The 13127-nt window shown below is 62.1% G+C and carries 13 protein-coding genes and 1 pseudogene; 10 read left to right on the top strand and 4 right to left on the bottom strand.

All coding sequences use genetic code 11. The annotated features are described in order from the left end of the window. Positions 1–162 precede the first annotated feature (162 nt). Complete coding sequence (locus tag ACFQT0_RS07810; RefSeq protein ID WP_380201771.1) at positions 163–873, top strand: hypothetical protein; 711 nt, start codon at positions 163–165, stop codon at positions 871–873. A 150-nt stretch (positions 874–1023) separates the two neighbouring features. Here the strand turns inward: ACFQT0_RS07810 and ACFQT0_RS07805 are convergent, their stop codons facing one another. Both ACFQT0_RS07805 and ACFQT0_RS07800 read right to left on the bottom strand, forming a co-directional pair. After that, on the bottom strand, positions 1024–1323 hold the full coding sequence (locus tag ACFQT0_RS07805) for a hypothetical protein (RefSeq protein ID WP_380201769.1): 300 nt from the start codon (positions 1321–1323) through the stop codon (positions 1024–1026). Next, positions 1320–1469 (bottom strand): hypothetical protein, encoded by a 150-nt coding sequence (locus ACFQT0_RS07800; RefSeq protein WP_380201767.1) that lies wholly within the window; start codon positions 1467–1469, stop codon positions 1320–1322. The genes ACFQT0_RS07805 and ACFQT0_RS07800 overlap by 4 nt, the downstream gene beginning before the upstream one ends. A 412-nt stretch (positions 1470–1881) precedes the next feature. On the opposite strand from ACFQT0_RS07800, the gene ACFQT0_RS07795 reads away from it, so the two are divergent. From ACFQT0_RS07795 to ACFQT0_RS07785, 3 genes are read left to right on the top strand one after another with little or no spacing between them, the layout of a single operon-like run. Beyond that, entirely contained in the window at positions 1882–2382 is a 501-nt protein-coding gene (locus tag ACFQT0_RS07795) for a hypothetical protein (protein ID WP_380201765.1), read from the top strand. Between the two features lie 30 nt (positions 2383–2412). Next, on the top strand, positions 2413–2763 hold the full coding sequence (locus tag ACFQT0_RS07790) for a hypothetical protein (RefSeq protein WP_380201764.1): 351 nt from the start codon (positions 2413–2415) through the stop codon (positions 2761–2763). Continuing rightward, positions 2714–4960, top strand: coding sequence for a PDZ domain-containing protein (locus ACFQT0_RS07785; RefSeq protein WP_380201762.1), 2247 nt, complete (start codon positions 2714–2716; stop codon positions 4958–4960). Before ACFQT0_RS07790 ends, ACFQT0_RS07785 begins: the two co-directional genes overlap by 50 nt. A gap of 311 nt (positions 4961–5271) precedes the next feature. Here the strand turns inward: ACFQT0_RS07785 and ACFQT0_RS07780 are convergent. Next, positions 5272–6478 (bottom strand): annotated as a pseudogene (locus tag ACFQT0_RS07780) (homogentisate 1,2-dioxygenase). 30 nt (positions 6479–6508) lie between these two features. Further along, a complete protein-coding gene (locus ACFQT0_RS07775) occupies positions 6509–8248 on the bottom strand; it encodes a S41 family peptidase (RefSeq protein WP_380201760.1) in 1740 nt (579 codons plus the stop codon). A 432-nt stretch (positions 8249–8680) separates the two neighbouring features. Here ACFQT0_RS07775 and ruvX point away from each other — a divergent pair, with 432 nt between their 5' ends. The 6 genes from ruvX to ACFQT0_RS07745 all read left to right on the top strand — a co-directional run bounded on the left by ruvX (position 8681) and on the right by ACFQT0_RS07745 (position 13109). After that, entirely contained in the window at positions 8681–9139 is a 459-nt protein-coding gene (gene ruvX, locus ACFQT0_RS07770) for a Holliday junction resolvase RuvX (protein WP_380201758.1), read from the top strand. 43 nt (positions 9140–9182) lie between these two features. Beyond that, complete coding sequence (locus ACFQT0_RS07765) at positions 9183–9593, top strand: peptide deformylase (protein ID WP_380201756.1); 411 nt, start codon at positions 9183–9185, stop codon at positions 9591–9593. Beyond that, on the top strand, positions 9535–9705 hold the full coding sequence (locus ACFQT0_RS07760; RefSeq protein ID WP_380201754.1) for a peptide deformylase: 171 nt from the start codon (positions 9535–9537) through the stop codon (positions 9703–9705). The genes ACFQT0_RS07765 and ACFQT0_RS07760 overlap by 59 nt, the downstream gene beginning before the upstream one ends. Before the next feature lie 326 nt (positions 9706–10031). After that, a complete protein-coding gene (locus tag ACFQT0_RS07755; protein WP_380201752.1) occupies positions 10032–10985 on the top strand; it encodes a zinc dependent phospholipase C family protein in 954 nt (317 codons plus the stop codon). A gap of 310 nt (positions 10986–11295) precedes the next feature. After that, positions 11296–12738: an LruC domain-containing protein gene (locus tag ACFQT0_RS07750; RefSeq protein WP_380201750.1), complete on the top strand. Its 1443-nt coding sequence runs from the start codon at positions 11296–11298 to the stop codon at positions 12736–12738. Beyond that, positions 12735–13109 (top strand): DMT family protein, encoded by a 375-nt coding sequence (locus ACFQT0_RS07745; RefSeq protein ID WP_380201748.1) that lies wholly within the window; start codon positions 12735–12737, stop codon positions 13107–13109. The genes ACFQT0_RS07750 and ACFQT0_RS07745 overlap by 4 nt, the downstream gene beginning before the upstream one ends. Positions 13110–13127: the final 18 nt, after the last annotated feature.

The raw sequence follows: 13127 nt of genomic DNA, 5'->3' as shown, positions 1-13127 counted from the left end.
CGAAACTTCCTGTCCCCGCCTTCCAAAAGCCGCGCTGGCATGGTGATTGGGATTATTCCATATATGCATGAAAGCTGCCGATGTTATCGTAGTTTTGATGCCCTTCTTATTTCGATGCTTTTTTATAATTAATTAGTGAAGCACTCCTACTATTTAATTGCTTTGCTGGTACTGTTGGGCTGCGGGTGCCCGGCCCTGGCCCAAACGGCGCGGGAGCAGGCAGAAGCCCAGGCGATGTACCAGCAAGCGAATACGGCCGCGTCGGGGCAGGCCCTGCGCACGGCCCTCAGCCAGCAAACGACGGGCTTTCTGGGCGATGGCAGCTTTCAATTTGGCGCCCTGCGCACCTATGACGGCCGCTACCGCCCCATCACGGGCCTGCGCTACCACGTGGGCCTGCAGCTGCTCGAAGCCCAGGATTCGCTCGACCTGGAAAAAACCCACCTCTGGCCCGCCGGCAGCCTCCGCGGCTTCGACCTGGGCGAGGCCGGAGATGCCGAAGTGCCGCTGCGCCGCTTCCGCTGCCGCGTGGTGAAGGAAGGCACCACGGGCACCCGCCGCGAATTTGTGGAAATCCTCACCGCCGTGGATGCTGGGCCGCTCGTGTTGGGCTGGCTGTACTCCATTGCCCTGGTGCCCACGCCCAACGGCAAGCGGCCGCTGGTGGCCACGCTCATGGCTGGCCCGGGCACCATCGGCGCCGAACCGCTGCGCCCACTCGAGCCCAACCAAACGGCCGTGCTGCGCCTGTTTGGGGCCCGGGCCGAGGACGTGCGCATGTTCGCCCTGGGCCAACACCTTGACTTTACCCGCCCCGCCGACATTGCCCGGATGATGGACCATTACAACCGCATGGTGGTAGTGGTGCGATAACCCCGAACCTTCTGCAAACGACAACGCCGGCCCAAGTGGACCGGCGTTGTCGTTTGCAGGAAATTTAGCTCAATTTAGAGCGGTTTAGCCGTGACCTTAAACGTGGCGTCGGACCGGACCGTGAAATCGTTGGCGTTGAAACCGCTCAGCTTAGCATCGACGCTCAGGCTCGTAGATATCGGCCTTTAGATACTCGTCGAGCTTGGATTTGGTGGGCACCAGGGTAATGGTATTGGTGCCCCGCGGAACGGTGGCGAGGCTGGCGAGCAGGATTTTATTGTTGGCGCCTGGGGTGTTGATGTAGATGTCAATCTTGTCGAGAAAGTCGAACGTAGCGCCGGCCGGGCTGGTCACCGTCAGCACCATCTTGTCGAGGTACACGTCCTTCACCTTGTCGCGGGTGGTCTTGTTGTTGCGGAAAGACTCTTCCGACTTGGTGGTCACCTTCACGGGTGGCACTGCGCGCCCACGAAGTAGCCGGGAATGGTCACGCTCTGCGTCACGTCCACGTTGAAGGTGAGCAGCTGGTCAATCTTTTTGCACCCAACGAGGACGAGAAAAAGCAGCAGCGGGGCTAGTAGAAAACTCTTTTTCATAAAGCTGAAGAATAAATTGTGCTGCAAATACGGCAAAAGCCAAGCCAATGGTTCACGGCGAGCAGGTTGCCGTGCGCAGATGTAAAAATAGTTGTTTGTCGGTTTCGGCGCTAACTTGGAAACCTCTCTGTATCATTCAATAAAAACATGGTCAAACCTTACTCTTTGCTGACCCTGGCTTTTGCGTTTACGCTGAACTCCCAGGCGCAACCCGCGGGCCCCGAAACCCTGCTACTGCGCGAGCCGGCCCTGAGCCGCGACAAGCTGGCCTTCAGCTATGCCGGCGACATCTGGACGGCCAACCGCGACGGCTCCAACCCACAGCGTCTCACGGTGGGCCCGGGCGTGGAAACCAGCCCCCACTTCTCGCCCGACGGCCAGTGGATTGCCTTCACCGGTGACTACGACCGCAATGCCGACGTATACTTGGTGCCCATCAGCGGTGGGCAGCCGCGCCGCCTTACCTGGCACCCTTCGGCCGACGTGGTGCGCGACTGGACGCCCGACGGCAAGGCCATTCTCTTCAGCAGGCTCGCAGGAAGCGTATGCGCGGTCGTTGCAGCTGTTTACGGTGGCGGTGGCCGGCGGCCTCCCTACCCGCCTGCCCCTGCTGATGGGCGAGAAAGGCAGCTACTCGGCCGATGGCAAAGCGTTGGCCCACACGCACATCACCAACGCTACCACCACCTGGAAGCACTACCGCGGCGGCCAGACCGGCCCCATCTGGCTCACCAACCTGCAAACCCTGGCCACCGAAGAAATTCCCCACGAAAACGCCACCGACACCAGCCCCCGCTGGCTAGGCGGCAAGGTGTATTTCCTCAGCGACCGGCAGCGCACCAACAACGTGTTTGTTTACGACGTGGCTTCCAAAAAGTGGAGCAGCTCACCCGGCACACCGACTACGATGTGAAAGCCCTGGCCGGCTACGGCACCGAGCCTGGTGTACGAGCAGGCCGGGCGGCTGCATGTGCTCAATACCGAATCGGGCAAAGCCACGCCCCTCAAAATCAGCATCACGCCCGAGGTGCTGGCCCTGCGCCCGCAGTACCGCAACGTGGCCGCTATGATGCGCTCGGCCGCGATTTCGCCCACCGGCATGCGGGCCGTGGTGGAAGCCCGGGGCGACATTTTCACGGTGCCTGCCAAGAAAGGCGAGAGCCGCAACCTCACCCACTCCGACGGCGCCCACGAGCGGTACCCGGCGTGGTCGCCGGATGGCACGCGCATCGCCTACGTGTCGGATGTATCGGGTGAGTACCAGCCTGCAGGTACAGGACCAGCGCGGCATTAAGCCCGCCGAGGCCTACTCGCTGGGCGCCCCTTCGTTTTACTTCCACCCGTTGTGGTCGCCCGACAGCAAGAAAATAGCCTACACCGACAAAAAGCTCAACCTCTGGTACCTGAACCTGGCCAACAAAAAGTCGGTGCGGGTGGCCACCGATGCTTTCGGCCCCGTGCGCGGCGAGCCGGTGATGGCCCCGGCCTGGTCGCCGGACGCCCAATGGCTGGCGTATTCGGCGCTGATGCCCAATCACCTGCGCACCGTGTTTGTGTACCACTTGCCCACGGGCCGGCGCTTCGCCATCAGCGACGGGCGCAGTGACGCCACGTCGCCGGCCTTTAGCCGCGACGGCAAGTACCTCTTCTTTGCCGCCAGCACCGACGTGGGCCTACGCACCACCTGGCTCGATATGACGGCCTACGACCGGACAAGCAAGCGCACCCTCTACGTGGCGGTGCTGAATCAGAAAGACGCGTCGCCTTTCGCCCCGCAAAGCGACGAGGAAAAGGACGCCATCAGAAAGCCGGACTCCGTGGCAGTGGGCAAGCCCGTGGGCAACCGCCCCGCCCCGAAAGTGGCCATAAAAGACCTGAAAGGGAAAAAGCCGGCCAGCGTGAAAGTGGTTATCGATACAGTCGGCATGAGTCAGCGTGTGCTGGTGGTGCCCGGCTCCGCCGTGGGCGCCCTCGAAAACTTAGAAGTAGCTGATGCCGACAAGCTGTTCTACCTCGAAGCCATGCCCGCCACCACGCCGGCCGGCCCCACGGCCACCCCGGCCGAGCCCACCCAGCGCCTGCACCGCTTCGACCTGAAAGAGCGCAAAGACGACGTGTTTATGGCCGAAGTGAACGGCTATGCGCTCAGCGCTGATGGCAAAAAGCTGCTCTACATGGCGCCCGGCAACGCCTTCGGGATTGTGGAAGCCGGAGGCAAACCCACCGCGACCGACGGCAAGCTCACCCTCACCGGCATGGATGCCTACATCGACCCGCGCCACGAGTGGGCGCAGATGTTCAACGAAGTGTGGCGCCTGGAGCGCGACTACTTCTACGACGCCAACATGCACGGCCTCGACTGGGTGGCCACCAAGAAAAAATACGCCTCCTTCCTGCCCTACGTGGCGCACCGCGCCGACCTCAACTACCTGTTTGGTGAGATGATGGGCGAAATGGTGGTGGGCCACAACTACGTGAGCGGCGGCGACATGCCGGCCCTGCAAGCCGGCCCGGTGGGGCTGCTCGGCGCCGACTACGAGGTCGCCAACGACCATTACCGCTTCAAGCGGGTGTTCAACGGCGAAAGCTTCAACCCCGGTCTGCGCGCTCCGCTCACCGGCCCCGGCGTGAACGTGAAAGTGGGCGAGTACCTGCTGGCCGTGAACAACCGCCCGGTGCGCGGCACCGACAACGTGTACAGCTTCTTTGAGAACACCGTGGGCAAGCAAATCACGCTCACCGTCAACGACAAGCCCACTATGCGCGGCGCCCGCGAAGTAACCGTGGTGCCAGTGGCCAGCGAGGCCACGCTGCGCCGCATTGCGTGGGTGGAGGGCAACCGCCGCAAGGTAGACGAGCTCACCGGCGGCCGCGTGGCCTACGTGTACCTGCCCAACACCGGCCCCGAGGGCTACGAGTTTTTCAACCGCTACTACTTCAGCCAGCTCGACAAACAGGCCGTCATTATAGACGAGCGGTTCAATGGCGGCGGCTTCGTGGCCGACTACATCCTCGACCTGCTCAACCGGCCTTTGCTCAGCTACTGGGCCACTCGTGAGGGCCCCGCTTTCACATCGCCGGGCGCATCCATCTATGGCCCGAAGGTGATGCTGGTGAATGAGTTCGCCGGCTCGGGCGGCGATGCGCTGCCGGCCTTCTTCCGTCGGCGTGGGCTGGGTACCATCGTGGGCAAACGCACCTGGGGCGGCCTGGTGGGCATTTCGGGCTACCCGCCGCTCATCGACGGCGGCAGCGTGACCTCGCCCAGCTTCGGCATCTACAGCCCCGACGGGAAATGGGAAATCGAGAACATCGGTGTGTCGCCGGATATTGAAGTGGACGTGCTGCCCAACGCCACCCAAAACGGCGACGACCCGCAGCTGACCAAAGCCGTGGAAGTCATCATGGCCGACTTGAAAAAGCAGCCTTTCAAGCCGCAGGCCATTCCTGTACAGCACCCCGAGCGGGCCGGTGGGAAAATGGAGCAATAAGACTGACGGCCTGCTGCAGGCCAAAACAGAACGTCGTACTGAGCGCAGCATCACGGCCGGCGGAACCTCACCCCGGCCCCTCTCCAAAAGAGAGGGGAGCCTTACATAAATCAAAAAAAGCCCCAACTCAATAGAGTTGGGGCTTTTTTGTTAAAATTGAGCTGAACATTGTGCCGTGGCTCCCCTCTCTTTTGGAGAGGGGCCGGGGGTGAGGTTCCCCGTTGCGGCTCAACGAAGCAGTAGAGATGCTTAGATAAGCTCAGCATGACGTTCTGTTTTGCCTTTAGCTAGCGCTTAGCCCACGGTTCAGCTCAATCCATCATATCCGCTGAGCGGGGTGGGTCGGGTACGAAGCCGGGGTTCCAGCTCATGGGGTAGCGGGCGTCGACGTAAGGCAAGGCCGCCTCGGTGAGGTAGAGCGGGCGGAAGGTGTCGAGCATCACAGCCAATTCGTGGGTTTCCTTCTTGCCGATGCTGGCCTCCACGGTGCCGGGGTGCGGGCCGTGGGGCAGGCCCGTGGGGTGCCAGGTGAAGGATGCCAAATCGACGCCCTTGCGCGACATGAAATTGCCGGCCACGTAGTACAGAACCTCGTCCGAATCGACGTTGGAGTGGTTGTAGGGCGCCGGAATGCTGAGCGGGTGGTAGTCGAACAAACGGGGCACAAACGAGCAGATGACGTAGTTGTGGCCTTCGAAGGTCTGGTGCACGGGCGGCGGCTGGTGCAGGCGCCCGGTGATGGGCTCAAAATCGTGGATGCTGAAGGCATAGGGGTAGAAATAGCCATCCCAGCCCACCACATCGAAGGGCGAATGCGCATAGGTGAGCTGGTGCAGCAGGCCTTCCTTTTTCACCTGCACCACGTAGTCGCCCTCGGGCAAGTCGTCGAGAATCAGCTCGGTGGGCGGGCGCATGTCGCGCTCGCAGTAGGGCGAATGCTCCAGCAGGCGGCCGAAGTGGTTGCGGTAGCGGCGCACGGTTTCCACGGGGCTGAACGACTCGATAATCATCAGCCGAACCGGCCCTTCCTCGAAGTGAAGCTGGTGAATGACCGTGCGCGGCACCACCACGTAGTCGCCGGGCTCGAAGGCTACCTTGCCCATTTGGCTCCATAGCTCGCCGCGGCCCTCGTGCACGAAAATCACCTCATCGGCCTGGGCGTTTTTGTAGTAATAGTCCATCCGCTTGTCCGTGGGGTTGCAGATGCTCATGGTCACGTCGGCGTTGCCGAGCAAGGTCTGGCGGGCGGTGAGGTAGTCGCCGCCGGTGCTGTTTTGGGCCAGCGTGCGCAAGTGCTCGGGCTGCAGCGGCCGGTCCTTGAGCAGCTTGGGGGCATAGGGCCGGGGCTCGCCCACGTGCTTAATCTGGGTGGGCGGGTGCACGTGGTAGAGCAGCGACGACACGCCGTGAAAACCCAGCGTGCCCACCAGCCTGCTCCGAATACAGGGTGCCGTCGGGCTGGCGAAATTGGGTGTGGCGCTTGCGCGGAATCTGGCCTAAGCGGTGGTAGTGGGACATAAAAACGGGGGTGGGATTGGAGCAGTGAAGTTACGTGCTTGGCCCGTCTTTGCATTCCCGCCGGTTCTGTTCCGGGCCTGGTTGGCGCTGCGTTACTTGCCCAACAAGGCCAATTGAGCTGTGCTGTCGCTCACGGCGTGCAGGGCGCGCTGCAGCTCGGGGTCCTGCTCGCGCAGCACCGTGTAGTAGGCCACCGGCCCGTAGGCGCTGCGGGCAATGAAAGCCTTGAGCCTGGTTGCGCAGCAGCGGCGCGCAGCGGCGCACGGCAGCCACATCGGTGCTCACGCCGGCCTGCGCCGCTTGGGCCGCCAGGCTCACCAGTTGGGCATCGCTGATGCGGAAAGTGGCGTTGAACTGCTCGAAGCGCAGCCCAGCCAGCTCCTCCTTGTGGGCTTGGTAGAACGACAAGGCGAAGGCGCGGGCTACGCCGTGGCTCATCAGCTTGGTGTAGTAGGCGGAGTGGGCCAGCGTGTCGCGGGGCACAAACACGTCGGGCATGATGCCCCCGCCGCCGTACACGGCGCGGCCGTGGTCGGTGCGGAAGCGCAGCTCTTTGGCGAAGTGAATGCTGTCGGCCGAAGTGAGCTCGCCGCGGGCGGAGCGCCCGGAAAGCTCGCGGCTGTATTCGGCGTAGTTGGCGCCGTAGGGCTTCTGAATGGAGCGGCCGGCGGGCGTGTAGTAGCGGGCAATAGTCAGGCGCAGCTCGCCGCCGTCGCTCAGGGAAATGGGTTGCTGCACGAGGCCCTTGCCGAAGGTGCGGCGCCCCACCAGGATGGCGCGGTCGTGGTCTTGCAGGGCGCCCGCCACCACTTCGGCGGCCGAGGCGCTGCCTTCGTCCACGAGCACCACGAGGGCGCCGTCTTCGAATTCACCGGCCACGCGGGCGTAGGTCTGGGAGTCGTATTGCTCGCCCTTGCCGTCGGTGTACACGATTTTGCGCGAGCCGCCAATGAACTCATCGGCCAGGCGGGTGGCCCGGTCGAGGTAGCCGCCGGGGTTGCCGCGCAAGTCCAGCACGAGGCGCGTGAGGCCCTGGCGGCGCAAGTCGCCCAGGGCAGCCTTGAACTCGTCGTACGTATTAGAAGCAAAGCGGCTCACCTTGATGTAGCCGGTCTGGCCATCTATCAGATAAGCGGCGTCCACGGAGGAGTTGGAGATGCGGCTCCGGGCGATGGGGACGTTGAGGGTGCGGCCCAGGCCCCGGCGGCGCAGCTCCAGGGTGACGCTGCTGCCCCGTGGGCCGCGCAGCAGCTCGCTGAGGCGACCGGTAGTAAGGTGGCTGCCGGAAACGCGCCGGTTGGCTATGCTCAGAATCTGGTCGCCGGGCTGCACGCCGGCCTGCTCGGCGGGGCCGCCGCTGAGCGGGGCCACCACCGTCATGGTGTCGCGAAACAGGTTAAACTCGAGGCCGATGCCGTCGAAGTCGCTTTGCAGAAACGAATCGGCCTTGTCGCGCTCCCGGGCCGGGATATACACGGAGTGCGGGTCGAGCTTTTCCAGCATCTGCACCACGGCGTAGTCGGCCAAGCCTTCGGTATCGACGGAGTCGGCGTAGTCGCGGTCGACGTAGCTCAATATTTCCTTGAAGCGCAGGTAGCCGCGGGCCGTGGCATCGGGATTTTCCGAGGAGGGCCGAAACGGGTTGTTGGCCACCAGCACCCCGCTGCCCATGGCCAGCAGCAGCAACACGCCCTGCCGCAGCCACCGGCGCCGGCTCCGGGAGGGAGCGGGCCGGCCAGTTTCTGGAGCAGCGGGCGGGGCGGAAAACATGCGTCGAGTAAAGGTGTTGGCGAATAGAAAATCGGTTTGTACAAACCAAAACTATTTAAATTTTCTTAGAACCAAATCAATCAAGACAACAATATGCCTTTTTCTTTGAAAATTACAATATATTGCGTTCAAAGAGCAAATAAAACATGTGATTAATGGCAAATTACAATTGTAAACACCTTTAAATATCAGAAATCGGACATTCTATTTTTATAACTTTGCCATTATAGCCCTGTCTTATTTTGAACACCAACCCTGAAAGATTGTGGTAGGGAAATGGCCAACCGAACCGTCATATCAGCTGCTGCATTTCGGGCAGGCGGCTCAACTACGGCGCCCGACTACCCTTTGGATTGAGGGCCTTGCCCCCTGCCGTATCTTTGCGCCGGCAATACTGCCGCGCTTCACCTTCGCTACTTTAACCTCGGGCACATGGGCCGCATCCTTGCCATCGATTACGGGAACAAGCGCGTGGGCCTGGCCGTCACCGACCCGCTGTGCATGATTGCCTCGCCGCTCGAGACCATTCACAGCCAGGATTTGGTGGCGTATGTGCTGGCCTACCACAAGCGCGAGCCCCTGCGGGCCGTGGTGGTGGGCATGCCGCGCACGCTGCTCAACGAGCCCACCGACGTGACCAGCGCCGTGGTGGGCCTGCTGCGCCGCCTGCGCCGCGAGCTGCCCGAGGTGCCCGTGCACGAGCTCGACGAACGGTTTACCTCGCGCATGGCCCACGCCACCATGCTGGCCGGCGGCCTGGGCCAGAAAGCCCGCCGCGACAAAGCCACCGTGGACCGCATCAGCGCCACCATCATCCTCCAATCGTTTCTCGAATCGCCGCTGATGCGGGCGCTGGAGGCCAATAGCCTGCCTCCGACCCCGTTGAGTTGAGCCAGCCGTTATTTATCTAGTTCCGACACCTGAATTTTAGACCATGATTTATTCCATCGTCGCCATCGGCGACCCCGTGCTGAAGACCAAGGCCAAAAACCTGGCCGCCGACCTGGCCGCTGCCGACTTGCAGCAACTCATTGCCGACATGTACGAAACCATGTACTACGCCCACGGCGTGGGCCTGGCCGCACCCCAGATTGGCAAAGGCATCCGCCTGTTTGTGATGGACTCGGGCCCAATGGTGGAGGTAGACGAGGAAGACCGGGAAGAAGGCGAAGTGCTGGAAGCGCCCATCAAACGCGCCTTCATCAACCCCCAAATGGTGAGCGAAACCGGCGAGATGTGGGGCTTCGAAGAAGGCTGCCTGAGCATTCCCGGCGTGCGCGAGCCTGGTGAACCGCAACGCCGACATCGTGCTGCGCTACGAAGACGAAAACCGCCAGGTGCATGAGGAAGCCTTTTCTGGCATGGCTGCCCGCATCATTCAGCACGAATACGACCACCTGGAAGGCGTGCTCTTCACCGACAAGCTCTCGGCGTTTAAAAAGCCTGCTGAAAGGTAAGCTGGCCCGCATCAGCAAGGGCGACGTGAAGCACGACTACCGCATGAAGTTTGCCGCTGACGGCAAGCGGCGGTAGTCGGCTCTATTCTGCGCCCTCGTTTAGCTCAACTTGCGCTTTGCATGGCGTACCCTGTTTTCAGTAGTTTGCCCGCGCCCCAGGTAGCTGCCCGCTGCCTGGGGCGCTGCTTATGGGCCCTGTCGAATCCGAATTTGCAGCAGTAGGGCCTCGCCAAAAGTTTTTTGACATGCAATGCCAATACTTAACAGTAGATTGGCGGGCCTTCTACCCCGGGCGCTTTTGTTGTGATGAAAAAGCTCTTTCCCTGGTGCTGCTGGGGCTTGTTGTGCTGCTGAGCACCAGCCCGGCGTGGTCGTGGGGCTTTTTCAGCCACCGCCTGCTCAACCGGCTGGCCGTGTTCACGCTGCCGCCCGGTATGGTGGGCTTCTACAAAGCCCACATCGACTACCTGACCACCAACGCCACCCGGCCCGACTCGCGCCGCATGGTGGTGCCCGGCGAGGCCCCCAAGCACTTTCTCGACGTGGACCGCTACGGGGACAGCGCCGCTTACCGCCTGCCGCGCCGCTACGCCGATGCCGTGGCCCGCTACGGCGAAGACTCCCTGCTGCAGCACGGCATAGTGCCCTGGAACGTGGTGGCCATGAAAAACCAGCTCACCGCCGCGTTCCAGGCCCGCGACACCGACCGCATCCTGCGCCTCTCGGCCGACCTGGGCCACTACCTGGCCGATGCCTGCGTACCGCTGCACACCACCCGCAACTACAACGGCCAGCTCACCGGCCAGCGTGGCCTGCACGCCCTCTGGGAATCGCGCCTGCCCGAGCTGCTGAGCACCGACTACGACCTGTTCAGCGGCAAGGCAAGGTACCTGGAGAAGCCCAGCGACGCTATCTGGGCGGCCGTCATTCGCTCGCACGCCGCTGTAGATTCGGTGCTGCGCTTCGAGCGCGAGCTCACGGCTCAATACCCCGAAGACCAGAAGTACGGCTACGAGCAGCGCGGCACCCAAACGGTGCGGACGTATTCGCGCGGGTTCAGCAAGGCCTACCACGCCCGGCTCAACGGGCAGGTGGAGCGGCAGATGCGCTACGCTACGGCCCTCATCGGCGACTTCTGGTTTACCTGTTGGGTCGACGCCGGCTCGCCGGACCTGAGCAACATGCCGCGGCCCTCCGAACTCGAGCAGCAGCGGCTAGAGCGCGAAGCCAAGGAAGCGGCCGCCGCACCGGTAGTGGCCGTACCGGGCCACGAAGAATAGGCAGCACTCAACGGCGCGGGGACGCGGACTACACAGTCCGCGCTACTGGGACAGCACTCCCAAACTGCTCTAAGCAAGTCCTTACAGGCTGTAATTTCTGGCCCGGGCGCGGCTGGCTTCCCTTGCCAGGCAAGCCGGTGAGTGGCAGCGGATGGCTAATAACCTCGGCCCTCGAACAGCGTATAGAACGCGCCTGAATATGGCCAATGGTTGAAATCATATTCGGGACGAGCTATAGCTCAATAAGTGGCCGCGCTATTGCATAGCGTGCGTTTCAACTACAACGCCTTTCTCTTACTCTATGCTCGCTATGACCTCAATCAGACGGCTACTCAACAAGTCCGGCTTGCCGCTTTCTTTCTTGTTTTTGATGCTGGCCTTCCAGGGCTGCACCAAAAATGAAAACGCCGTGAAGCCCGACGCCGAGGGCCAGTCGAGTGGCGGCGTAAGCAAAATAACGGGCAACATCGCCGGCGCCTGCAAGCAGGTATGCCTGGTGGCCGACCAGAAAAAGTACGTGGGCGCCGTGGGCGTCGTGACCACCAACGGCGATTTGCTGGTGACTTATAAGCTCACCGCGCCGAATGCCTACCTGGCCGACGTGCAGCTCGATGTGTTCACGAGCGTGGCTCGCCTGCAGGCCGCCGGCAAGCTGACCAGCGCCGGCGTAGTGCCCAGCAAATTTGCGTTTACCCACACCTTCAGCGCCGCCGACAAGGCCACGACGTACACGGCCACCATACCCAAGGCCTACGTGGACCAGCTGAGCAGCGACTGCTTTTTCGTGGCCGCGTACGCGGTGCTCTCCACCGGCGAAAAGGCCTGGGGCGGGCTGTGCATGGACGCCGCCGACGGCGTGGCCCAGGACGCGGGCAAGCAGTTTGCGGGCAGCCCCGGCGCGGGCTATTTCGAGTTCTGCAAGACCGACTGCGCCCCTGGCATCGTGTACACCTACGCCTGGGAAGACCAGCGTACCAGCGGCAACGACAGCGACTACAACGACCTGGTGGTGCAGTCCACCATTGCCAAATCGGCGACTGAGCTGAAAATCAACTTCCTGGCCGTGGCCCGGGGCGCTTCCATCGACCACAAGTTCCGCTTCAAAATCGCCAAAACGGGCATTGCCGCCATCTTTGGCGGGGCCTATACCCAGGACGCCAACTTCTACTACGTCACCGTGTTTGAGAGCACCAAGGCGGCGCTGCCCACCTCCAACGCTTCGGGCTTTGCCAACACCTCGCCCACGCCGCCGTGCGTGCCGTTTGCCCGCCGCGAAGTGGTGCTCACGCTCAACAACGCCTTTTCCTACAACAGCGCCAAGCCGATTGAGCCGTTCATTTCGGTGTATGGGTCAGGCAATACCACGACGGCCTACGACCTGTACATCTACGAGGTATCGAACCGCGACACCTGGACAGCTACCAACGGCAAAACCTACCCCAACGGCATCCTGATTCCGCTGGACTGGCGCTGGCCGCTGGATGGGGTCAACATCGCGGTTCCGTATCCCAAGTTCACGAGCCTCACCGACGGGTTTACCCCGAATTGGGCCGGCCCGCCCGTCGACCCTCCAAAACGTTCGACAAAGGCATTTGCCAGTAGCGCCCGCCGGTTGAGCCACCTGCAGACAAAAGCCCTCCCGAACCGTTGTTTGGGAGGGCTTTTCTGTGGCCGTGCTGCGGCTTTCTCGCGTACTTCGGGCCGCGTGCGTTTCTTCTGCCCGCTCAACTCACGACTCTGCTGCTTTCCATGAAAGGCGTTTATTCTCTGCTGCTGCTCACCATTTCCAACCTGTTCATGACGTTTGCCTGGTACGGGCACCTGCACTTGTTCAAAAAGATGGCCTGGTTTGCCAAATTGGGCCTGTTCGGCGTTATTATGGTGAGCTGGGGGCTGGCGCTGTTCGAGTACATCTTCCAGGTGCCGGCCAACCGGCTGGGGTACGAGGGCAACGGCGGGCCCTTCAGCCTGTTTCAGCTCAAGGTGATTCAGGAAGTCATCACGCTCACGGTCTTTTCGCTTTGTGCCGTGTTCGTTTTCAAAACCGATAAGCTGGCCTGGAACCACGTGGTGGGCTTTGCGCTGCTGGTGGCCGCGGTGTACGTCATTTTCAAGAAATGGTAAAAAGCCACCGGGCAGGTA

The sequence above is a fragment of the Hymenobacter humi genome (assembly GCF_042665855.1).
Taxonomy (GTDB): Bacteria; Bacteroidota; Bacteroidia; order Cytophagales; family Hymenobacteraceae; genus Hymenobacter; species Hymenobacter humi.
The sequence above is the reverse complement of the archived record's forward strand: the minus strand, read 5'-3'. Positions and strand labels throughout refer to the sequence as shown.

Excerpts from the sequence above, each read along its gene's own strand:
- ACFQT0_RS07800 (WP_380201767.1), bottom strand. The coding sequence starts at position 1,469 with ATGAAAAAGAGTTTTCTACTAGCCCCGCTGCTGCTTTTTCTCGTCCTC.
- ACFQT0_RS07795 (WP_380201765.1), top strand. The coding sequence starts at position 1,882 with ATGCCGACGTATACTTGGTGCCCATCAGCGGTGGGCAGCCGCGCCGCC.
- ACFQT0_RS07785 (WP_380201762.1), top strand. The coding sequence starts at position 2,714 with ATGTATCGGGTGAGTACCAGCCTGCAGGTACAGGACCAGCGCGGCATT.
- ACFQT0_RS07775 (WP_380201760.1), bottom strand. The coding sequence starts at position 8,248 with ATGTTTTCCGCCCCGCCCGCTGCTCCAGAAACTGGCCGGCCCGCTCCC.
- ruvX (WP_380201758.1), top strand. The coding sequence starts at position 8,681 with ATGGGCCGCATCCTTGCCATCGATTACGGGAACAAGCGCGTGGGCCTG.
- ACFQT0_RS07765 (WP_380201756.1), top strand. The coding sequence starts at position 9,183 with ATGATTTATTCCATCGTCGCCATCGGCGACCCCGTGCTGAAGACCAAG.
- ACFQT0_RS07750 (WP_380201750.1), top strand. The coding sequence starts at position 11,296 with ATGACCTCAATCAGACGGCTACTCAACAAGTCCGGCTTGCCGCTTTCT.
- ACFQT0_RS07745 (WP_380201748.1), top strand. The coding sequence starts at position 12,735 with ATGAAAGGCGTTTATTCTCTGCTGCTGCTCACCATTTCCAACCTGTTC.